This is a genomic window from Roseiconus nitratireducens, from assembly GCF_008629675.1.
GTDB classification, from domain to species: Bacteria; Planctomycetota; Planctomycetia; order Pirellulales; family Pirellulaceae; genus Stieleria; species Stieleria nitratireducens.
In genome coordinates, this window is the sequence record NZ_VWOX01000021.1 from 41,750 (window position 1) to 63,489 (window position 21,740).

The window sequence follows — 21,740 nt, forward strand, 5'->3', positions numbered from 1 at the left end:
CTGGTTTTCTCCGGACGCCACGCCCGGAAAGCTTCAGGGTAACCATGCGTACTCCAGGACAATTCGTTCAGGACGGGATGCTTTCAGATCGATGGGGACACGGATCGTCTGACGACTTTCCTCCATTACGATGGATCCGGTGTGCGGGGGGAGCAATTGAACCTGCAAGGAGTTGCCGATTCGGTAGTTCCCTTTCCCAAGTTGATCGACGGGTTGTTCAGGCGCGATGCGAAAGATCATGCCGTCGCGACCGGAATCTGAACGCAAAGTGATCGTCCGGCGAAAGATGGGGACGGAAGAGTTGGCCGCAACGTCGTCCACGCACTGGTCTTCGATCAACACGTCTTCGAACGCGTATTGAAAGGTGGGGCGACGCTTCCTATCCAGGGTGTATCCGCGGAACCGATGTTTTGGGGGACGCCCGTCATCCGCGATCCACGGATTCCCCGCATCGTCGATTTCCGGTCCCGGATGAAAGTTGTACCGGTCATCGCCCAGCGGCCGGACGGTTCCATGTCCCTGGCTGCGGAACACACCCGCCGGGTCGACAAACTTTCCTCGCCACATCGACGCCAGCCGCATCTGTTCGGCGTCGAAGGCAACATTGATTTGTCGCGGGTATCCGACACCGATTCCCCGTTTGCCGATCCCGGGATACTTTCGCCGCAGCATGACGGCTTCATCGGTGGCCAACAGTTCCATGGGCTCCACTACCAAGCCGCGGGGCGTTCGGGCCTGACGTCCGTCTTTCATCCATTCCCAAATGGCCGCGATCTGCCGATCCGCATCGCCATCCAGGATGGCCGGGCGTACCGACCGGCCAGACGGCCAGAACGAAGGCATGACGGTGCCCGGGTTTTGTTGTTTGGGGTCACGCAGAAAACGATCGAACCAATCAGGCTTCAGCCGCTCGTGCATCACGGTCAGGTCCAGGGCCGACATCGTCATTCCGGGCTTCAACTGAAACGTGTGGCAAGCGATGCAGTTCAATCCGTCATGGCTGACCAATTGGAAACCGGCATCTCGCAACGCCTTTTGTTGTTCCGGATCGTCGGCTTGCGTTCGCTCATCCGCGGGCCCCCGGTCATTGCTCTGAAACAGTTCGACCAGGTGCTCGGCATTCTCGGTACCGTACCGCGGCATGCGTGTTTGAACGTAGGGGCGAACCGAGCGACCATGGACCAAGATTTCACGCATCCATTTTCGCCGCAGCTTTCCGCCGACACCGGTCAACGTCGGAGGGAACCGTCCCTGCGGACCCAGGTTGGGGTTGGCCGTCTGGAAATAGTCGGCTCGTTCATCGGGGACGCCGCCCAGAGCATCACGCTGGTGACAGGCGGTGCAGCGAAAGGCTTCCAGGGAGATTTGAATCTGCGTTTCTGTGGGAAGGTTCTGCCCGCCGCCGAACCGGTCCATGGCTCGGCGGATCGCATCCACTTCAGAAGGGTGAAGCGTGTACGTTGGCCACGGGCCGGGAGAATTCGACAAACAGCCCCGGTTCGGCCTCAATGCGGACAGCGGCGGCGTGTCGCTTTTTGCCACCGACGATTCCCGTGGCGATACCTCCTGGTGACACGCGACGCAATTGAATCGTTGGAATTGTTGTTCCCCGCTTGTTGCCAGTTGCGGATCCGGTTGGAAATCGAAGGTCGGGCGTCGGCCCCGCCACGAAAGCAGGTAATGGGCAAGATCGACCGCTTCCCAATGCGTGAGTTTCAGATCGGGCATGCGGCCGGACGGGCGGAACGCGAGCGGGTCCTCCAGGAATTCCACCAAACCGGCCAACGAGTATTGCAATGGCCCCAGCGAAACCGAGGATTCCGTCAGCAGCGGCTGTTCATCCGAATCACGTGGCGCGTGGCACGCCACGCATCCAACCGAATGAAACAGTCGTTTTCCGCGTTCGGCTGCTGCTTCATCGACGTCGGATTCGGTCACCGGTCGTTGAAACTTCGACACCAGGAAATGCGTGATCTGGAGTGCAATCTGGTCCTGCTCCGGAGTTGACTTCCCGGCCAACAGATTCGGCATCCTGGTGCCTGGCTTTTCACGTGCCGGATCGCTGATGAAACGCCGCAGGTGGCTCGGATCCAGGATCGGGGAGAGTCGAGACAGTCGCGGCGCCGCGTCCGCGGGCGTTTGGTTGGATACCAGGTCGTTGTCGTGACAGTTCCCGCATTGGTAGCGATCGATCAGCACCAGCCCACGCAGTTCCGGCGTCAAGTCTTTGCGTTTCGCGTCGCCCGCTTCGGTCGGGCTTTCCGCTGAATCACGCAATTGCATCAGGTAGCCGATGAGATCCAAAAACTGTTGCCGGTTTTTGAGTTGGTCCGCCAGTTTGTCCGGCATCAAAGACTTTGGGGCCGTGACCATCTGGTCGATCTGATCACGATCAAAGCTACGTCGCCTCTGGTCATCCGAGTTTTCACGCAGGATGACTTGTTGATCGGTTGCCGAGAGCAGTCGGCCACTGAAAACCTTTCCGTCCTGGGTCAGGATTTGAGTCGCTTCGTATCCTTGGCTGATCAGCTTGGAAGGATTTAAGACGGCTTCCACCAAGTGCTCGTCGGACCGGTCCTTGCTCATGGCCGTCAGATCGGGTCCGATCCGGTTGTCTCCCGGGCCGTGGCATTTGACGCACCCCAGCGACTCCTGCGGGTACAGAATGGCACCTCGAATGGGATCCCCTTGTTGGCGCGCGTCGCGGGCAAGCTGCTCGACCGATTCGGAGTTCAATTGGTCGGAGAGTTGCGCCCACGCCGGTTGTGATGGAAGCGTCCAGCCGAGGAACAGCGTGAGGAGGATGAGTTCGGTGTGCTTGTGCATTGGGGGTGGGGTGGACCGGTCTCAGCGTGCATTGTTGGGCGACGGGGGGACCAACTTTCGTGCCCATTCTAGACGCTTGGCGAAGCCTCGTTTGGAGTCCGCGATGCCAGGTGCTGACGCCGCAGGCGGGAGCCCCGCAACCAGCGAGTTTGTCGTTCCCTCGTTCCCAGGCTCCCGTTTGGGAATGCACTGTCTTCGCGGCTCCGCCGCGCGTGATCTCGTCCGAGTGCCGATCGGGAAAGCGGAAGTGCGTCGTGCCAAGTGTTGACGCGGCAGGCGGGAGCCTGCCCAGCAGTGGGTTGCGAGGCGGAGCCCCGCAACCAGCGTGTTTGTCCTTCCCTCGTTCCCAGGCTCCCGCCTGGGAACGCACTGTCTTCGCGGCTCCGCCGCGCGTGATCGTGTCCGGGGGGCGGTCGGGAAAGCGGAAGTGCGTCGTACCAAGTGTTGACGCGGCAGGCGGGAGCCTGCCCAGCAGTGGGTTGCGATGCGGAGCCCCGCAACCAGCGAGTTTGTCCTTCCCTCGTTCCCAGGCTCCCGCCTGGGAACGCACTGTCTTCGCGGCTCCGCCGCGCGTGATCTCGTCCGAGTGCCGATCGGCAAAGCGGAAGTGCGTCATGTCGGAGACGCTTGCCGGGAGATCATGGCAGCCGTGGCATCTGCAGCGCGACCGCTACTTGAAACCCCGGGCCGCCGCGATCGGGCGGCAAGTTCGCGGCTGATCGCGACACTATGCCAGAATGTCCCGGATGACGCTGGCCGGTTTGACGCCGGTCAGTTTTTGGTTCAGCCCTTGGAAGGGGACGCTGAACTTTTCGTGGTTGATGCCCAGCAAGTGAAGCAGAGTGGCGTGGAAGTCGCGGAGCTGAACCGGGTTGATGGCGGGCGAGTAACCGACGGCGTCCGTTTCACCGTAGGACATTCCCGGTCGAGTCCCACCGCCCGCCATCCACAGGGTGAATGCTTCGGGGTTGTGGTCGCGGCCGACAAACGTCATCTCGGTCCCGCCACGGTTCTCGCGCATCGGGGTGCGGCCGAATTCGCCACCCCAGATCACCAGCGTGTCTTTGAGCATGTCCCGCTGTTTCAGATCGGTCAGCAACGCGGCGATCGGTTGATCGATCTGGTTGCATTTCCCTTTAAACCCTTCGTTGAGAGCTTCGTCTTTGGCGGCGCCGTGTGAATCCCAGCCCCAATCGAACAGCTGGATGAACCGCACGTCGCGTTCGGCCAGCCGGCGCGCGAGCAGGCAATTGTTGGCAAAGGATTCTTTGCCCGGTTCGGTGCCGTACAGCTCGTGGATGTGCGCCGGTTCATCGGCAATGTCCATCACTTCGGGAACGGCCGTCTGCATCCGAAAGGCCATTTCATACTGCGCGATCCGGGTCAGCGTCTCCGGGTCACCGAACTCTTCGTTCGCCTGACGATTGAGCCGGTTGAGCGTGTCCAACATGGCCCTTCGCTCATCTCGAGAGACCCCGTTCGGATCGGTGATGTTCAACACCGGGTCTCCCTTGGACCGACATTGAACGCCCTGGTAAACCGACGGAAGGAATCCGGCGCTCCAAAGCGCCTTGCCGGCGCGTGGCTGCCGACCCCCGGAAAGCAAGACCATGAATCCCGGCAGGTCTTCGTTCTCCGATCCCAACCCCCAGGTGACCCACGACCCGATCGACGGGTATCCCATGCGCGCCTGGCCACTGTGCACCATCAACTGGGCCGGGCCGTGATTGAACTGATCCGTCTGCATCGTTTTGATGAAGCAAATGTCGTCGACGTGCTTCGCCAAATGGGGCAGGCGGTCGGAGACCCAGGCGCCACTTTCTCCGTGTTGCTCGAACGGGTATTGGGGCCCCAACATTTTGGGCGTGCCCTGGATGAACGCGAACCGCTTGCCTTCCAGGAATTCCTGGGGACAGTCCCGCCCGTCCAGGCGTTTTAGATCTGGTTTGAAATCGAACAGCTCCAGCTGACTGGGCGCGCCGACCATGTGCAGGTAAATCACCCGCTTTGCTTTGGCGGGCAATGGAGGTGCGATCGGGCTGAGCGGGTTGGCCGCGTCGTGAACCGGAAGTTTGCTTTCCGAAGCCGACGCGGTGCTTTGTAGCGCCAACCAGAGCGCGCCCAATCCGGTAGTGCATTCACGCAGAAAGTGGCGCCGCGTGGTATCGCGCAGATCCGTGTAACCAAGTTCTTGGCGGAGGGTGGTCATGGTTTCGTGCTATTTGGTCAGGACTTCGTCAAGGTTCAAAAGGACGCCGGCGACGGAGGTCAATCCGTGCAGGGCATCGTCGCCACCGACGGTTTTTTGCAAAGCCAGCAGTTCGTCGATTTCGGCGTCGTCAGGTTCGCGGCAAGTGACCAGCCGAAAACCGAATGCGATCTGTTCTCGCGGCTGGTCGGAAGCGTTCTTCATCCGGGTCGCCAGGCCCGCGGCGCACTCTTGGAAGGTTTCGTCGTTGAGTGTCATCAGGGCTTGAAGCGGCGTGTTGGAACGCAGTCGGCGGGGCGTGCAGAATTCCCGCGAAGGGGCATCGAACGCGGCGAACATCGGATACGGAATGCTGCGTTTGGTGTACGTGTAAATCGAACGTCGGTAGCGATCGGCGTCCCCGTCATCGGGCGTCGTCCAGCGGTCACCACCTTGGAACGGGTTCCAGACGCCATCGGGCAGCGGCGGATGAACCGGAGGTCCGAACCGTTTGTCACTGAGCAATCCCGCCAGCGCCAGGGCCTGGTCACGGATGATCTCGGCGGGAAGCCGTTGCCGCGGCCCGCGCGCGAGCAGCCGGTTCTGCGGGTCGGACTCCAGCAGTTCCGGACGCACCTTGGAACTTTGTCGGTAGGTTTTCGAAAGCACGATGTCTCGCAGCAGATTCTTCACACTCCAGTCGTATTCGTTCTGAAACTGCACCGCCAAGTAGTCCAACAATTTGGGGTGTGACGGCGGATCGCCCGAGGATCCAAAGTCCTCCTCCGTGGCAACCAATCCGACGCCGAACAAACGTGCCCAGAACCGGTTCACCGCGACTCGGGCGGTGAGCGGGTTTTCCGGGCTGACGATCCAGCGGGCCATCGCCAACCGGTCCGGTGTCGATTCGGTATCCAGCGGCGGAAGTGATTTGGGGGTTGCCGCGGTCACCGATTGCTCTTTGGTCAAAAACAGACCGCGGGCGAAAACGTGCGTCGGCCGAGAAAGATGCTCGGGAAGTTCACGTAACACGGGGACCGATGTCGAAGGAATCTTGTCACGCTGTTGCTGCAGGGCGGCCAGCCGGTTTCGTTGTTTGGACAGTTCTTCGTCACTGAGCAGGTCCGTGAAACGTTGGTCGTCGGACACCGCCAGATGGCCGCGTTTGGCGATCAACGCGAAAGCGGCAAGGATGAATCGGCGATGCTTCAACGTCACCCGCAAACGAGCTCCCTCGGGAACGGCGACTGGCTGTTGAGGAATCAGGGCCGCTTGTCGAGGGTAGTGGATCCGGGTGTACGCGGCGAAGCCGTTGGATGATTTTTCATTCAGGCTCAGCTGCGGGTCATAAAACGGATTCGGTTCGTCGATCGCCAGGTGCGACAGCTCGATCGGTTGCGGTTGATCTTCCCCGGGCACCAGCAATTCGGCTTCGACGTGCGAGAGCACAAATCCCCACTCGGAATCCGCGACGGCGGATGCCGGATCCAAGGGCATCGCGGTGAACCGGATTGCGGTCAGCTGTTCCACCCCGTCCGGCAGCGGAGCTTCCAAGGTGAAGTCGGCGTTTCGGCTGACCGTGCCGACGGTGTGATATTCGTCATGGTCGCCCTGACGCTCGACCTCGACTTGGGTCGCATTGCTGGAAGAAGCCTGCAAGTCGACCAGCGGTTGCCACAGGGAGTCATCGTCCAGCAATTGATATTCGCGTTGCCAGATCTGATCGCGAAGGGAGGCGATTTGGTGATCAAGCTCGGCTGCTTCGGGGTATTCTGCCGGATCGATCGGGGCCTGGATGGCGGGCCAATCTTCATCCAGGTCCGAATCCGCCGTGTTGTTGAAGAACGCTGAGAATTGGTAGTACTCTTCGTGACGGAACGGATCGTACGGATGGCTGTGGCACTGAACACACCCGAACGTCACTCCCATCCAGGTTTGCCAGGTTGTGTTCACGCGGTCGAGCACGGCGGCGACGCGAAACTCTTCGTCGTCGGTGCCCCCTTCTTCGTTCGATTGCGTCAAGCGATGCGCGGCGGTGGCAATCCGGTCTTCCACCGACGGATCCGGTAGCAGGTCTCCGGCGATTTGCTTGATCGTGAATTGGTCATACGGGAGGTCGCGGTTGATTGCGTCGATCACCCAGTCGCGGTACTTCCAAATGTTGCGACGGGCGTCCATCCCCAGTCCCTTCGAGTCCGCGTAGCGAACCTGGTCCAGCCAGATGCTGGCCCAACGTTCGCCATATTCATCGGAGCCCAGCAGCCGATCGACGACGCGCTCGTAAGCGGCATTGCCGGACACGTCGACATCGTTCAGAAAGGCGTTTCGGTCTTCAAGCGTCGGAGGCAGTCCGGTGAGGTCCAACGTGACCCGGCGCAGCCATCGCTCGGGCGTCGCGTTCGGAGAGGGATCGATGCCTTCGGATTCCAATCGCTTCAAGACGAAGTTGTCCATCGGCCGCAACGGCCAATCGGCATCCGACACTGTCGGGATCGGCTGCGGTTGGGGCTGCTCGTAAGCCCAATGCTGTTCCCACTTGGCACCCTGTCGGATCCATTGCGTCAATCGTTCGATTTCCAAGGTCGACAGCGCCGGCCCATGTTCGGGTGGCGGCATGCGGATATCCTCATCTTCCGACGTCACCCGCTCGATCAGACTGGACGCTTCCGGATCGCCCGGTTCCACGATCCAGCCGTCGGGCGGAAGGACTTGATCGCGATAGGCGAAGGAAATGTCGCCGGCCTGCTTCACGCCGCCGTGACAAGCGGTGCAATGGGCCGTGAAGATCGGGCGGATGTGCTCGTTGAAGTCAATCTCGCCGGAATCTGCGACCTCCTCTTCGCCGGGGCTGCGTGCATCCTCGGAACGGGCCAAGGATGAGATGAGAGCAGCCATCAGGATCGCAAGTGGGGCCGTTAATAACGCCGCACGCGGAGGCGCGACGTTCAGGAGTTTTCTGGCAGTCATCAAGAGACGCGTTTTAGGGAGATCGGTAAAGGCGGACATGCGTGGTCGCATCAATCGCGAGGGCAATGTTGCTACCGTCGCCAGACGGTAGCCGAGCTTCAATTTCCACTACCTCATAAGGCCCCGTTCCGTGATCCCTCCCTGCGTTGCAGCAGGTCGCAGGCGGCCGGTCACCGACCGCTGGGCGATTCCGTGGCGAACGGGGGCTGCGGAGGGGTGCCGATCCGCAGAGGGAGGCGGGGCAACGGAGATTTGATTGGAATCTACGTTGGGGCCCTTAGCTTAGTTTACCGGTTTTCGATCGCCGATGGCTGTTTTCTGGTTCCTCCCCCAAGCTCGAACCCGGGCGAAAGTGGAGAAAACGGAATGCAATATACAGCAGGATGATCGGCTATACTGGGCTCCCCCGCCCGCCTCGAACCCGCCTGTTTTTTCGCCCCCCCCCCAGCCTCCGCGCCCGCCATCGATGCGTTTGTGCAGTTTCATTCTCGTTTTGCTCGGTTGCGTGCCCCGCGGCATTGCCGGTGATCCGACGACTCAAATCAATTCGCAGCTCTCCGCCGCCTGGCAGGAGCGGAAGGTGCAGCCCGCCGAACGTTGCGACGATCGAACGTTTGTCCGCCGGGTGTATTTGGATTTGGCCGGTCGCATCCCGACACGCGAAGAATCCCGGACGTTTCTCGCGGACCCTCGCGACGATCGTCGTCAGACCCTGGTCGAGCGTCTGCTCGGCAGCGAAGACCACGCGCAACACTTTGCGGACCTGTTTGATGTAATTCTGATGGGGCGAGCCGATGAGGGGACCTACCAACGGCGTGCCCGTCACGGCTGGCGTGCGTTCCTGGAAACGGCTTTTCGCGAGAACCGCCCCTGGGACGAAGTCGCTCGCCAGATCCTGATCGCTCGGCCATCGGACAAGGAGCACGACGGCGCCGTGTGGTTCCTGTACGAACGCGAGGACAATTACCAGGCGATTGCCGAGGCGGTAGCGCCAGCCTTTTTCGGGATCCGAATCGAGTGTGCCCAATGCCACGATCACATGATGGCCGATGAGATCGAGCAGGCGCACTATTGGGGCCTGGTCGCATTTTTCAACCGCGGGAAAAACGAAGACACGCCCAACGGCCCCCGTGTCGCCGAGTCCGCCGTGGGAGGGTTTTCGGAGTTCGCCAATCTGGAAGGTTCCAGTACCCCCAACTTCCTGACGTTTCTGGATGCGGGGACGGTCGCAGAAGAGCGTCCGGCCAAAGAGGTCAAGCGATCCGATGAGGATCGCTTGTACGTGTCCGCGGAGGTTCCGGGGGATCCCCGCGAGCCGATTTTCTCGCGGCGTCAAAAGTTTGTCACGCAAGTCCTGGACGGGCACCCGCTGCTGGCTCGTGCCATGGTCAATCGCGTGTGGGCGATCTTGATGGCCCGGGGAATCGTCCATCCGCACGACGAAATCGACAGCATGCACCCGCCCAGTCACCCCGATTTGCTGGATTGGCTCTCCGACGATTTCGCGGCCAGCGGTTTTGACGTGCGTCGTCTGGTCCGAAGCATCGTTCTCTCCGACGCGTATCAGTTGAGTGCGAGGCGGCCCACGCAGGCGACCCCGCCGGACTCGTTCGCCTGGTACCTGGAACGACCGTTGACGGCTGAACAACTTGCCCGTTCGATTCAGTTGGTGTTGCGAGGCTCGTTTCAGAATGACGCTTCGGTCGTCGAAGACCTGCGTCAGCAAATCCTGGAGGTGCTGCCCGACACGGTCGAAGTGCCCATCGGCGACGCGTTGTTTTTTTCCAACCATGCCAACCTGGACGCATTCATTCGAGCCAGCGACGGCGATGACCAATTGATCGCGGGTGTGCTGGCGTGTGAAACCGCCGACGAGCGTGCCGAGCGATTGATCGAGACGGCTTTTGGACGGTCGCCCACCGAATCGGAAACCTCCGCAATCACGGCTTACTTGGATCAGAGATCTGAACGTCCGGAGGAGGCGGTGGCTCAAATCGTTTGGTCCCTGATCACCAGCGCCGAGTTCCGATTCAACCATTGAATGGATCCGGAACCCGACGAGCCTCTCGTCGAACGTCGCAGGGACGTCTCGTCGTTAGCCAAGTTTCAATCCAATTAATTCCTTGTGTGACGAATGACCGCTTCCGTTTTCGCACCACGCCAAGCATGAATTCACCTCGCCAACGACTGTCTTGCGGCAGTGATGAGCATCGCGTCCATCGCCGACTGTTCCTGCAGGGGACGATGGCGGCGGGCGCCGCATCGGTCGCCAGCTTCAACGGTTTGTTTTCAATTCCGGCGTTGGCCGAGGAAACGAAGCGGCGCGGTAAGAAATGCATCCTGCTGTGGCTGTGCGGTGCCCCCAGCCAGTTTGACACCTGGGATCCAAAACCGGGAACGGCAACCGGCGGCCCGTTCGGCGCCATCGCGACCAATCTGCCGGGGATTCAGATCAGTTCGTTGATGCCCCGGTGCGCGACCCTGATGGACAAGCTGGCGGTCATCCGCAGCATGAGCACCAAGCCCAACGAGCACTTCCAAGGAATCGATGCGCTGACCCGAGGTGATCAGCCGCGGCCACCCTTCACGCGACCGATCCTGGGGTCCGTGGTGGCGCAGCAGCTTGGTCAACTGGACAGCCCGGTACCTCAATTCGTGTTGTTGGATCCTTGTCCGGAAGGAAACGAATTCAAGGCGTTCAAGGCCGGCAATTGGGCGGGCTGGTTGGGGGCCGAGTACGGACCGGTGCGAGCCGGGGGAGATTATGGCATCCCGAACATCCAGCAATTGGACACGATCAGCGACGGAGATCACGCCGACCGCGAGGCCTTGCGGAAGTTTTTTAGCAAGAAGTATGAGAACGATTACCGCAGCACCGCAGCCGCCTCGCACAACGCCGCCTTCGATCGGGTGCAAGGATTGATGAGCTGCGCGCCGCTATTCGATCTGGATTCCCTGCCCGAAGCCGATCGGGAAAGGTACGGTCGGGGCGCTTTTGCACAGCACGCCTTGCAGGCCCGGCACCTGATTGAAAACGGATCGACTTTCGTCATGGTGGCCAACGGGATGCCTTGGGATAACCACGTCTATCAGCACGAGATGCATCAAATGCTGGTTCCCGAGTTGGACAATGTGATGTTCCAGCTGGTCAATGATTTAGATCAACGCGGAATGCTGGACGACACGTTGGTGATCGCCATGGGAGAATTCGGTCGGACCCCGTGGTTGAATGACGCCCGTGGTCGCGATCACTATCCCACCGCTTGGAGTTTGGCGATGGCCGGAGCGGGGATCAGAGGCGGGGTGGTCCACGGAGCCACGGACGCTTTGGGCGTTGAGGTTATCGAGGGCAAGGTAGACAACCGAAACCTGTTCGCAACGATTTTCCAAACACTCGGGATCGATCCCCACGAAGAATACGAACTGCCGGGATTGCCCACGTTTCATCGCGTCGAAGATGCGGCCGAACCGATCAGGGAGGTGCTGGCGTGAATGAAGTTAAGTTGCAGAAGGTCGACGACCATCGGCTCCCGACGGCGATTCTGGGTGGATCGCTCGCGCCCGATGCGCGATCGGTTGTTGCCGCCTGCATGGACGGGATCTACACGGTGGATCTGGATTCGGGCGATTACGATCAACGATACGCGCACGACAGTTACGCCAGCTCGGCGCACTGGCTGGCCGACGACGTGATCCTGTCAGGGGGCTACGACGGACGGTTGGAATGGTTTGATTTGAAGAACGGGAAGAGCCTTCGTCAAAATCAATTGCACGCATTCTGGTCCTGGGAAACCGCCATCGATCCCAAGGCGAAGCACTTCGCTTCGGTGACGGGCCAGTACCTGGCTGGCGGTTACAAGTACGAACCGCAAGGGGAACGAGAGCCGTCGATCTGTGTCGGCTCCGTCGAGACCGGCGAAGTGTTCCACCGTCTCCCCCACATCCCCTCGGTTCAGGCGGTGGCGTTCAGCCCCGACGGCCAATTTGTCGCCGCTGGGAACTTGATGGGCGAGGTCCGCGTGTTCGAAGTGTCCAGCGGCAAGCTGGCGGCCACGGTGAAAACACCGGATTTCACCAGCTGGGGCATCATCAAAAGCCATTGCTATCTGGGTGGCATCTTTGCGATGCGGTTCACGCCGGCGGGCGACGAACTGCTGTTGGCCGGGATGGGGGAAATGCGGGATCCGATGGCGGGCAACGGCAAGCAGCTTTGGCAAAAATGGAAGTGGGACCAGGGCGAACCGCGGCTGGTGGACCAAATCCACGACGGGGAACACGGCGAAGGGTTGATGGAAGCCTTGGCGATTCATCCCTCGGGCGACTTTTTCGCGATGGGCGGTCGGCTGCGCGGTGGTGATTGGAATGTGGCGTTGTTCGCGCTTGATGACGGCAGGCGACTGACCACACTCAAAACCGGGTACCGCGTCACCACGATGCACTTCACGCCCGACGGCAGTCGGTTGATCGTCCTGGGGACGCAGGGTCAGCCCAAACCCGAAGCCGACGGGATGATTGCTCCTTTCGGACGCGCCGAACGCTACGTACTCAGCGGGGCGGACGGTTGATCGGAAGGCCGCTCTGGAGTTCCATCCAGGGGGACGGTCGATTATTTTTCCCCGGAGACGGCTTCGGCGATGTGGTAGGAATGGTCCAGGACACGCGCGTAGGCGTTGAGTGACGCGAGATAAGCCACGCTGACCTGAGGGGGGATGTTTCCTGCGGAAAGATCGTCCAGATGCTTGCGGCGTTGTTGCTTCAGTTCTTTTCGCACCCGGTCCGACCTGACGCTGGTCTGTGTCAGGACACTGCGGTTGTCTTGGGTCAGTGCCTGGTTGACCTTTCCCAAATACTCTGCGATTTGCCCGTTCAGGCGAGCCAGATCCTTGCGTTGTTCGGGCGTGAAACGATGACCGTCGCGACGGAGTTTGCGGTCAAATTTGTCCAAATTGGCAATGTAGTCGCTAATGGACTCGTATTCGTCTGCCATTCGAAGCTGTCGACGTGCTTCGTCGGCAACCGCGTGGGGAACGTTTCCGGACAGGAGGTCGGTCACGAACTCTGCGACTTCATCCTGCATCGAATCCAGCACCTGCTCGCGCCGCTTCAATCGGTCGGCCAAGGAACGGTCGGGGTCATCCTGCTGTAGCAGTTCGTTTAACCACTGCAGCATCTTCGCGCAGCTGTCGCCCATCTTTTCCAACTCCTTGCGGGACTGTTCGATGGCCAACGCGGGGGTTTCGACCATGCGGATGTCCAGGTCGGTCAGTCGCGGCTTCTCCTTAAAGTCTTTGGCCGGCACGACCCGGTTCAGCAGACGCACGAACCAGGGCAACAGGGGGAGGAACATCAAGGTGTTTGCCACGTTGAAGATGGTGTGCGTGGCGGCGATCGCTCTTGTGGTGTTGGGGTAAGTGGCCACGTCGTCAACGACGACCGCAGTGGAGATGTCTCCTCCGACGATCCAGCGGATCAAGTCGATGTACCAGGCGAAGATGAGCGTGATCCAGAAGACGCCGACCAGATTGAAAATCACGTGAAAATAGGCGGCGCGGCGTGCATTGGTGGTCGCACCCAACGACGCCAGAAATGCGGTGATGGTCGTTCCGATATTTTCCCCCAGCACCAGCGCGGCAGCGGTCTCGTAGGGGATCACACCCTGGAACGCCAATGAAATGGTCACTCCCAGGGTCGCCGATGACGACTGAACCAGAGTCGTCATCACGCAGCCCACCAGGGCGCACTTCAGCACTCCCCAATAGGAATCAGCCCGAAATACTTGAAACCAGGCTTCAAAGTCGGGCGTGTCTTTGATGATCGCACAGGCTTCCTTCATCAGTTCCAAGCCGAAGAAGATCATGCCAATGCCCATCGCTGACATCGCCCAATATCGCCAACGGTCACCCTTGGAAAACAGATAAACCATGGCGGCCGCGCCCAGCAGCGGCAGCCCAAACTTCCCGATTTTCAATACCAGGATCCATCCGGTGATCGTCGTCCCGATATTGGCACCCATGATGATGCCGATTGCCTGAGAAAGCTGCATCACACCACTGTTGACGAATCCGACCACCATCACCGTCGTGATCGAGCTGGACTGGACAACACATGTCACAACCACGCCGCAAATGGTGGCGAGAAGACGGTTGTGCGTGACCGCACCGATGATGCGTCGCAGGCTGCTTCCGGCAACCGCTTGCATCCCCTCGGACATGTTCTTCATGCCAAGCAGAAAGATTCCCAATCCGCCGACCAATTCACAGGTCAGCTGTGCGAGCGCGGAAGAGTCCAAGGGATCGCCGTCGTGGAGGCAGGCTTCACATTCGTGAAGAATTGGTTAAGAATTGCGGCATTCTACGGAGCTGGCATGTCAACGCAATGCCCGCAAGCTGGGGTCACACGCCGGAGGCGAAGATGTCGTTGATCGGATGGTCTGCTGGAGATTGGGCAATCTACCGCAAACCCAAGCGAAGCACCGCACCGGGGCCGCGAGCTCGAAATGTGATGCCGGCCACCGGAGGCGAGTCTTACAGTTACACCGTCGACAAGTATTGGGTGGTCAGAGACGTGTTGGAGGGGCAGCGTCTGCGGTTGCAAACGCGACGCGGGAAGCGACACGAAGTCTCGGTCGACGACCCGGCTCTACGCAAACCGCATTTTTGGGAATGCTGGCTGTGGCGGCACCGATTTCTCGCCGTTGAGAATTCAATCCAATCGGCGGAAGATTGACGGATTCTGATATCGAACGTTCCTGCGGCGTCACTCGTGTCAATCTAAAATACGCCAGATCCGGTTGCACGGTATCACCAGGAGGCGAATGCATGGTTACCAACAACCGACGCTGCCAGTGGCTTCTGCTCTCGCTCGCTTTTGCGGTCGTTGCCGATGTCAGCGCCCGGGCGCAATTCGACCTGACGATTGACTATTCGGACCAGCACCAGCAGATCGATCACTTCGGTGCGTCGGATGCCTGGTCGATCAACCCGGCGGTCGATCATTGGACCCGGCAGTCCGACGATGCCGCCGTCGAACGTCTCGCCGACTGGCTGTTCTCCCAAGACAGCGGCATTGGCCTTTCCGCGTGGCGTTTCAACATTGGCGCCGGCAGCGCGGGGCAGGGCGCGGCGAGCAACATTCCCGATCCATTGCGGCGAGCGGAATTGTTGATTCCCGCGGCCGGGTCGCCGGTGGACCGCACCAAACAACGCGGGCAGATTCGTTTTCTGCAAGCGGCTCACGCTCGCGGCGTTCACGACTTCGTGGCTTTTGCCAACAGTCCGCCGGTGTGGGCGACGAAGAACGGGTTGAGTCATCCAGGTGACGGTTCGGGGGGCGGTTCAAGCAATCTGGATCCGAACCGACGTGGCGATTTCGCAAGCTTCCTGGTCAACGTCGTGAAGTACTTGCGCGGTCCCGCGGTCGGAGTTCCGATCAACCACATCAGCCCGATTAACGAGCCCACGTGGGAGTGGCAGGGTCAAACTCAGGAGGGCTGCCCCTACAACGTTCAAGACATCAAGGCAGTGTACCGGCAACTTCAGCAAGCGTTGGTCCGCGAGCGTTTGGAGAAACAGGTTCACGTCGACGGTCCGGAGTCCGTTGAGTACACCGCCGTGCTGTCCGACCGATTCAAGCGACGATTCGATGGCGAACTGTATTCAGCGGGAATGAATGGACGCGGCTTGGGACGGTATCGGAATTACATCGATGAGTTCCTGGGCGACCCCGACATGCGAGACATCCTGGGGAACAAGCTGTCGCTTCATGGTTACTTTTCGGAGGCTTCGTCCGAACGGCTGGGAGAATTGCGCGACCTGGTCTGGGAAAACATCCGGCAAGTCTCTCCGAATGCCAAGGTGTGGATGAGCGAGGTTTCGATTCTCGGCGATCCCGGAGATGTTCGCGATTTTGAGGGACCTGGATTCGACGCCGATGACATGGAGGTCGCCCTGCACATTGCCACGATCGTCCATCGCGACCTCGTCCGTCTGAACGTTTCGGCGTGGCATTGGTGGTTGGCGTTGACGCCCTACGACTACAAGGACGGACTGGTCAAAATCGACGCGTCCTTGGATGCCGGAACCATGCGGCCGACGAAAGTCTTGTGGGCCTTGGGCAACTACAGCCGGTATGTCCGACCGGGTTATCGTCGCATCGGCAGCGGGGCCGATGACCTGAACGGTCTGATGGCCTCCGCGTTCAAGAGCCCGGATGGGTTGCGAATCGTGGTGGTGATGATCAATGCTTCGGACAAGGATCTTGCGGTGTCGCTGGGCTTTGAAAACCTGCCCCCGGGAACCAAGCTGTCCACGTCGGACGCCTACCTGACAAACGGCGACCATGACCTTTCGAGCATCAAGTGCGAAGATCCGTGTTCGATTCCGGCACGCAGCGTCGTGACATGGGTCGGAGATTTGGACGCATCGTAGTGCCAGCTGCGGGTGTTCTCGCCTCAACCGGCGGCTAGCGTCTTGCCGCCCATTGCACTGTAAATCACGGTGTAGCCACCGTCGCCAGACGGTGGAAACGCTGGAACAATTGATGCTCCGCCTCCCTTGCTCGCCCAACAAGCCGTAGCACCAGTGGGGCGGGTGACTCTTGCGACACCCAGGCGACGTCAACGGTTGCTTTTGATCTGCCGGATGCGTTCGCGCATCCGCTCGGCCACGTCGGGATGTTCCCGAATCACGTTGGTGGATTGGCCGGGATCTTCTAACAGATTGTAAAGCTGCTGCCGCGGAGCGCCGGGCTTCAGTTTGCCGTTGGCGATATCGCTGTTGGTTTGGCCGGTGAAACGCGTCGCGGCCGGACCACCAAACCCGTGATCACCCACTTTCGGCGACGCGAAACCGCCTCCGCCCTGGCCGGTGATCAGCATCCAGTCGCCGGAACGTAGCGAAAGGTTGGAGGGACGCGCCGGGGCGATCAGTAATTCCTCACGGACCGACGTGTCGGGAGCTCCCGTCAACGCCGGTTCCAAATTGATGCTGTCGGGGCCTTCGTCAGGACCTAACTTCTGTCCGGCGATCGCGGCGACGGTTGCCAAAAGATCGACGTTACTGATCAAGGCTCCGGATTCGCTGCCGGCGGGAATGTGCCCGGGCCAGCGTGCGATGAACGGAACACGATGGCCTCCTTCCCAAGCGTCAAACTTGAAACCAAGCAATTGGCCGTTCGGCCGGTGTCCCCGCCGGTACGCTTCCTGGCCTCCGCGGTTGAGCATCCCGCCATTGTCACTGGTGAACACCAACAAGGTGTCGTCGGCAACGCCGGCGTCATCGAGCGTCTGAGTGACTTCGCCGACGATCCAGTCCAACTCGTGAATGAAGTCACCATACGGACCGGCATCGCTGGTCCCCTGAAAGCGTTTCGCAGGCGTGAACGGATGGTGAATGTTGGTGGTTGCGAAGTACAAAAAGAAGGGAGCGTCCTGGCCGGCGCGATCCCGGATCCACTCGGTCGCCTTCGCCGTCAACGTCGTTCCCACGGCTTCGTCGTCGTAGAGCTCATGGGCTGCGGTCGCGCCGCCAATCGCCGACACGCCGAACTTCTCATCGAACGCTCGGGTCTTCGCCGTCTTGCCGTAAACGAATGGATCGTCCGCCTGCCATCCGACCACGCGGTCGTTCTGAACGTAGACGAACGGCGGATGACTGTTGACGGTCGGCATGCCGAAGTAGTAGTCGAACCCCAATTGCAAGGGTCCCGGAACCAGCGGTGCGTTCCAGTCGGTCGGTGATTGATTTCCCCATCCCAAATGCCATTTGCCAATGCAGGCGGTCGCGTACCCGGCACGTTTGGCGACATCGGCAATCGTGGTGCGGTCGACATCGACCACGAGTGGCGACTTCAGAAAAACCGGCCCCCACAAATCGTCTTTCCGCACCGGATACCGGCCGGTGACGAGAGCGTAGCGTGACGGCGTGCAGACCGCCGATGCCGAATGGGCGTCGGTGAATCGTCGGCCTTGCTTTGCCAGTTGGTCAATGTTCGGCGTCCGAACGTGGGAGGTTCCGTAGCACCCAACGTCTCCGTAGCCGACATCGTCGGCAAAGATGATCACCAGGTTGGGCAAATCTGCCGCGGCGACAGGTTGGAAGGCGGAGGTGCCGATCAGCGCGGCCAATGCGATGATCGCCAAAACCGAATTGGATCTCAGGTGGAACAACATGCGTGCATCGAGCGAGCGGGACAGGATCGGGCCCAGGTCACCGAACCGGTTGCGATGGCAACCGGTTTCCGGTGGGCTTCCGACGGAAGGCGGATACCCAGTTGCCACAATCCTAACGTGCGGGGGCGGGAATCGCCGCCGTGGCATGGGAAAATGCTGCCACGGAGCGAATTCCAACCGGTTCGAGCAGCCGGACTACGCCGCCAGATCGGGCGCCGCAGGCCGCGCTCGACGTCCCGCGGATTCAGGCCCGGGAGGAGACACCGGTTTGACGGCAAACGGAAAAACTCCTGGTGCAAACGGCAACGGCACGCTTGCATGCGGCGGATCAATTCGATTGAGTTTCCAATCGAGTCGACGCCACCAGGGGAGTCCCGATACCCAGTTCGCAACGGCAAGACGCAGCGCTACGGCGGGGCCATCGCTGGGGTCATGGAGCCCTTGCAGGATCTCCATCGCGCCGCTCGGAGCACCCGACAGCAAAATTGCCGTTGCGTAGTTGATCTGCAGTACGTCGTCGACGTCAGAACGCATCATGACCGATCCGGGGCTCAGGCAAAGCCGGCTGAAGATGGTGACGGCTTCCTCGAACCGCCCCAGACGCAGCGCGCACACCCCCAGGGTGTGTTGCCGAAGCGGTGTGCGTGCCAGGGTCCGCAGCACGTCGATTGCTTGCTGGTACTCGGACGCTCGGAGATGGTTCACCACCGAAGTTGGGATTTCTGTTGATAGCGGCAGCGCCGGATGGGGCGTGGAATCGTCTTGCTCCGGGGCAGGACGCTGTGCGTGGGAAGAAGGCATGGATTCACTCGTCCATAGGATGGGTTTTCGATTGCAGTTGCAGGGCAGGCGCAAAAAGGGTTTTGCGCAACCGATGCTGGTTAAATCTGCAATCGAATCCCCGATTGGACGAGCGACGTCATTGCGGAGGAGGGTCGTGATCCCCGAGCCAACGGGCGACAGCCCGATGGGGCAGGGCGGGGTGGCGGTGCCAAGCGGCCGGTCAGCGAGCCGACGTTCCAATCGTCCGTCTCCAGCCGATCGGATGCATCGCCGGCGGCCGGCAGCGGCACACCAAAAAAATCACAGGTCGCGGCTTGGACACTCGATTGGTGGGTGTCGGCCAGCGTTTGTGCATCGGTTTGCAGCAGCGCCGCCGGCCGCTGGAGCACGAGCGAGCAGGTGACGACGACAACGCCGGCGAGCCAGAAAGCTCGTGAAGCAAAGCCGAGGGGACGCCGATGAGGGAACAAGGCAGGGGCACCGCAAGAGGACGACCGAAAGTCACCTTCCATTTTCACCTCCCGCAGTGCGACGGCAAGTCCGGTCACCAGCCAGCCGCCGCCGTCGTCGCGATGGGGACAGAGCACATCGACGTGGGGACCGTCGCGATGGGGACAGAGCACGACGGCGATCGGAGCACGACGACGGGGACAGAGCACGTCGACGGAGATTGCGACGGGGACAGAGCACGTTGGGCGAGGAGCATATCGACGGGGGACAGAGCACGTTGCGAGGGGACAGACGACGACCGACGGGGACAGAGCACGTTGAGGGGTTGCGACCGGGGACAGAGCACCGGGCGACCAAAGGGCAGGGCCGCAAGAGCCTGGGGGCGACACGGAGGTTGGCCCCCCAGAGGTTTTCTCTACGGCTCGATCGATCCGTGATTGCGACGGGGACAGAGCACGTTGGGCGAGGAGCATATCGACGGGGGACAGAGCACGTTGCGAGGGGACAGACGACGACCGACGGGGACAGAGCACGTTGTGCCGCGATGCGACCACCACCAAGCGATTGCGATGGTTTCGGACAAACGGTCGGGCCGTTGGCCCTTGGGTTTGGTTCTGGTCCGTTTTCCCGGCCCGATGGGCCGGGCTGGGCAAACACCGGGGCGTTGCCCCGTTTTGGGCCCGCAGCAGCGAGCATCACCGCGATGGGGACAGAGCACGTTTGAGATGGGGACAGAGCACGTCGACGGGGACAGAGCACGTTGAGGGGTTGCGACCGGGGACAGAGCACCGGGCGACCAAAGGGCAGGGCCGCAAGAGCCTGGGGGCGACACGGAGGTTGGCCCCCCGAGGTTTTCTCTACGGCTCGATCGATTTGTTGATGAACCGGGCCACCTCGTCACAGGCCTTCCTCGCCGGGTCGTTGAACACGTTCGTGGCGACCAGGACACAGGCGTTCTTGCCAGGAATCGCCAGCGCGTAGCAGTACCAGGTCGTGTTGCTGCCGTTGTGAAAGAAAGCTCGTCCGTTGTATTCCGGTTTGTCAAACACCATCCAACCGCCAGCGTAAGCCTGTTCTGAGTCGCTACCGGAAGGTGGGGTCAGCAGTTGCTTCCAAACCTTGCCGGAAATGCCGAGCTTTCGGTTGCCGTCTTTGCTCGCGAAGGCCATCACGAACTTCGACCAATCTCTCAAGTTCATATGGACTCGTCCGGCCGGCCCCAGGCAACGTGAATTGTCGATTTGCCGGGGCGTGAACCCCGGCTTGGTCGGCTTGCCGAACACGGAGGCCATCGCCGCCAGCAATCCGACTTCGGGCGTGTGTCCCCAAGGTCGATCTGGCAGCGAGACCACGTCGTCGGCGGTGCCGTCCGGTCGCCCGACCGGACCAAAGCCTGCGCTCTCCATGCCCAGCGGCCGAAACACGCGTTCCGCGACCAACTGTTCCCAGGGTTTGCCTTCCAGGTGCTCGGCGACGTGGCCCAGGACAATGTAGCCGACGTTGGAATAGACGAATTGCGGGGCCCGCGGTCGTGTCTTTCTGCATAACGCGTGCAGCAGCGCTCCTCGGGCTGCCACGGCGGAATCCGGATTGGACTGGTCGAATGATTGGTAGATCCAAAAATTCGCGATTGCTCCGCTGCGATGTTGCAAAAGCTGCTCCATCGTCACGGACCCCCAATCCGAATCCTTCACCAGCGGCGTGTCTTCAAAGACTTCTCCCAGTGTCGTGTCCAACCGCAGCTTGTCTTCCGTGCAAAGCTGGCCAATGATCGCCGCGGTCATCGCCTTGGTGCAGGATCCCAGGTGAACCTTGTCGTCGGCTTCGGCCAAATCCTCCGTCTCCCACTTTCGCGTGCCGGCGGCCGCCACGATCGCAGGGCGTTCATCGTTGAAGAAGCGTCCCGCCCAAAGTGCCGGCAGGCGAGAGGACTCGCACGTGGTGGCCAAGAGATCCTTCAGTTGCTCGGGGGTCAGGTCCGCGTCCAAGTTCGAGAGCTCGCTGGTCGACGATTGGGCCTTCAAAACGGCGGTGGTTGCCGGATGGAACGCGGCCATCAAGAAGAAGACGGTCACGATCCGAAGCGTCACGCCGAATTTGTTGGTTTTCACCGACAGCGACCAACAGCTCGATCGATTCCCCGGCCGGGTGATCGCGCCGATCGGCCTTCGTATCATGCCAGGGAAAACCGCGTCGGAGTGCACCATCTTTACTGCCACCGTTGTCGCTCTCGGTCTTTCACTTTGCAGTCATGTCTGCAGAAGTACGAGTTTACCTTCCCCCGCGACTTTGATCCTGAAAACCGGTTGAATCACGGATCAAAGCAGCGACGGTCGGCGGTGCCGCCATCTTCCCAGT

General features: G+C 60.7%; 13 protein-coding genes. 5 read left to right on the top strand and 8 right to left on the bottom strand.

The window, feature by feature from the left end; all coding sequences use genetic code 11:
- Positions 1 to 33: 33 nt before the first annotated feature.
- From FYK55_RS25080 to FYK55_RS25090, 3 genes are all read right to left on the bottom strand, one after another.
- On the bottom strand, positions 34 to 2,826 hold the full coding sequence (locus tag FYK55_RS25080) for a c-type cytochrome (RefSeq protein WP_150079383.1): 2,793 nt from the start codon (positions 2,824 to 2,826) through the stop codon (positions 34 to 36).
- 727 nt (positions 2,827 to 3,553) lie between these two features.
- Positions 3,554 to 5,035: a DUF1501 domain-containing protein gene (locus tag FYK55_RS25085; RefSeq protein WP_150079384.1), complete on the bottom strand. Its 1,482-nt coding sequence runs from the start codon at positions 5,033 to 5,035 to the stop codon at positions 3,554 to 3,556.
- Positions 5,036 to 5,044: 9 nt separating this feature from the next.
- Positions 5,045 to 7,909, bottom strand: a complete 2,865-nt coding sequence (locus FYK55_RS25090; RefSeq protein WP_235908963.1) for a DUF1553 domain-containing protein — start codon at positions 7,907 to 7,909, stop codon at positions 5,045 to 5,047.
- Between the two features lie 577 nt (positions 7,910 to 8,486).
- Here FYK55_RS25090 and FYK55_RS25095 point away from each other — a divergent pair.
- From FYK55_RS25095 to FYK55_RS25105, 3 genes are all read left to right on the top strand, one after another.
- Positions 8,487 to 10,022 carry a DUF1549 domain-containing protein gene (locus FYK55_RS25095; protein ID WP_235908964.1) on the top strand — a complete coding sequence of 512 codons (1,536 nt, stop codon included), beginning with the start codon at positions 8,487 to 8,489 and terminating at the stop codon, positions 10,020 to 10,022.
- A 125-nt stretch (positions 10,023 to 10,147) separates the two neighbouring features.
- Positions 10,148 to 11,473 (top strand): DUF1501 domain-containing protein, encoded by a 1,326-nt coding sequence (locus FYK55_RS25100; RefSeq protein ID WP_150079387.1) that lies wholly within the window; start codon positions 10,148 to 10,150, stop codon positions 11,471 to 11,473.
- Positions 11,470 to 12,546: a WD40 repeat domain-containing protein gene (locus FYK55_RS25105; RefSeq protein ID WP_150079388.1), complete on the top strand. Its 1,077-nt coding sequence runs from the start codon at positions 11,470 to 11,472 to the stop codon at positions 12,544 to 12,546. Before FYK55_RS25100 ends, FYK55_RS25105 begins: the two co-directional genes overlap by 4 nt.
- Positions 12,547 to 12,587: 41 nt before the next feature.
- Here the strand turns inward: FYK55_RS25105 and FYK55_RS25110 are convergent, their stop codons facing one another.
- Positions 12,588 to 14,270, bottom strand: a complete 1,683-nt coding sequence (locus FYK55_RS25110) for a Na/Pi cotransporter family protein (protein WP_150079389.1) — start codon at positions 14,268 to 14,270, stop codon at positions 12,588 to 12,590.
- Positions 14,271 to 14,392: 122 nt separating this feature from the next.
- Between FYK55_RS25110 and FYK55_RS25115 the strand changes: the two genes are divergently transcribed.
- Together FYK55_RS25115 and FYK55_RS25120 are read left to right on the top strand one after the other, a co-directional pair.
- Entirely contained in the window at positions 14,393 to 14,707 is a 315-nt protein-coding gene (locus FYK55_RS25115) for a hypothetical protein (protein WP_150079390.1), read from the top strand.
- Between the two features lie 92 nt (positions 14,708 to 14,799).
- Positions 14,800 to 16,407 carry a glycoside hydrolase family 30 protein gene (locus tag FYK55_RS25120; RefSeq protein WP_150079391.1) on the top strand — a complete coding sequence of 536 codons (1,608 nt, stop codon included), beginning with the start codon at positions 14,800 to 14,802 and terminating at the stop codon, positions 16,405 to 16,407.
- A 188-nt stretch (positions 16,408 to 16,595) separates the two neighbouring features.
- Here the strand turns inward: FYK55_RS25120 and FYK55_RS25125 are convergent, their stop codons facing one another.
- From FYK55_RS25125 to FYK55_RS25140, 4 genes are all read right to left on the bottom strand, one after another.
- The gene (locus tag FYK55_RS25125) at positions 16,596 to 18,149 is read right to left on the bottom strand and encodes a sulfatase family protein (protein ID WP_150079392.1); all 1,554 of its coding nucleotides are present in this window, start codon (positions 18,147 to 18,149) and stop codon (positions 16,596 to 16,598) included.
- Positions 18,150 to 18,344: 195 nt separating this feature from the next.
- Positions 18,345 to 18,950 (bottom strand): tetratricopeptide repeat protein, encoded by a 606-nt coding sequence (locus tag FYK55_RS25130; protein WP_150079393.1) that lies wholly within the window; start codon positions 18,948 to 18,950, stop codon positions 18,345 to 18,347.
- 80 nt (positions 18,951 to 19,030) lie between these two features.
- Positions 19,031 to 19,555: a hypothetical protein gene (locus FYK55_RS25135; RefSeq protein ID WP_150079394.1), complete on the bottom strand. Its 525-nt coding sequence runs from the start codon at positions 19,553 to 19,555 to the stop codon at positions 19,031 to 19,033.
- A 684-nt stretch (positions 19,556 to 20,239) separates the two neighbouring features.
- A complete protein-coding gene (locus tag FYK55_RS25140; protein ID WP_161604738.1) occupies positions 20,240 to 21,493 on the bottom strand; it encodes a serine hydrolase domain-containing protein in 1,254 nt (417 codons plus the stop codon).
- Between the last annotated feature and the right edge of the window lie 247 nt (positions 21,494 to 21,740).